1 protein-coding gene is annotated in these 1,192 nt (G+C 35.2%); it reads right to left on the reverse strand.

All coding sequences use genetic code 11. From position 1 onward, the window contains the following. Window positions 1–118: 118 nt before the first annotated feature. Window positions 119–604: a hypothetical protein gene (locus ADA55_RS03805; RefSeq protein WP_226990398.1), complete on the reverse strand. Its 486-nt coding sequence runs from the start codon at window positions 602–604 to the stop codon at window positions 119–121. Window positions 605–1,192: the final 588 nt, after the last annotated feature.

Below are 1,192 nucleotides of genomic sequence, written 5' to 3' on the forward strand. Positions count from 1 at the left end.
CAAAAGGGGTTCAGAATTTTTTAATTCCGAACCCCTTTTGTCTACAAACTAAGACCTTCAATTGAAGGTCTTTACTCATATGAGGAACAATGTGGATAAAGGCCCTTCCCTTAATGTGTCAATAAGACCATTTCTCATCATCTGTAACCCACTGATTTTTCTTTAAATCAAAGGATTCATAATCATCGTGAAGAGAAAAGTAGGCTGGCAATAAGATTGCTTGTCTACCTGCTTTTTTCCAGCAATCTGCGACCCAATTAGCAAACGCTTGTTTTTCTGCAAGGTTAATTTCTTCTTCATTTTTTTCGTAGAAATCCCAAAAGTCTTCTGTTTGATTACCTAAAAGGTGGGTGTATCTTACATTTTCAATCATACCCAGACTACCTGCAAAGATAGTAGAATCCTTCCCCTCGTTAAAGACTTCATTAGCCTGTCTATCCATTGAGAACATAGTAATGGATAAGTTAAACTCGGAAGGATCATCTACAAATGCTACAAAATCCAATAATTCCACTTTAGAGTAAATGGTGTATTTATGTAATTCCTTTATATTACTGATTAATGTTTCCGATTTTGCTTCAAGGTTTTCTTCGACTGACTTCATATAACTGTCCATCGTATAAAGAGATTTGACTTCTTCATCTTCTTTGACTATTTTTCCTTCATCTTCTTTGACTATTTTATCATCAGAATTGGCTTTCCTGTTCTCCGTGTTTAATGCTCACAACCCAATACCCCCAATAATAAAATAGAAAATAAAACAGGTGATGCTTTTTTCAAATATTCTCCTCATCTCTATAACTTTTCCATCATACTTCAACCAATATACCAAAGCTTATACCTAAACGATCTCCGAAGCATACAAAAAAATACCCGACAAGGATTCCAAGCAGGTCATCTTTAGCAGAGGCGCTAATACCGTTTCCAATAATCCCAATGAAAAAGCTGCCTTAAAGACAACTCCGATCTTTAGCTAACTCACCCGTTAGCTATCCATGAATCGCAAAAATCGGCGATTCACCACAAATAATGAAAATGGTTAGGAAGTGTCTATACTGATACTGACCTTAATCCAGTCAACACTAATCCATAGTCTAATTAATTAACGCTCTCCTCTTTTTTTAAACGATTGAGTAGGGTCGTCTTAAGTATTGTCATTTTTCATTTTTAAAGAAACTTATTTTCATGGTAG

The sequence above is a fragment of the Bacillus sp. 220_BSPC genome (genome assembly GCF_001054655.1).
In the GTDB taxonomy this organism is placed as follows: Bacteria; Bacillota; Bacilli; order Bacillales; family DSM-1321; genus Peribacillus; species Peribacillus frigoritolerans.

What these genes read in the sequence shown, in the direction of transcription:
- ADA55_RS03805 (WP_226990398.1), bottom strand. Translation starts at nt 604, where the DNA reads ATGAAGTCAGTCGAAGAAAACCTTGAAGCAAAATCGGAAACATTAATC.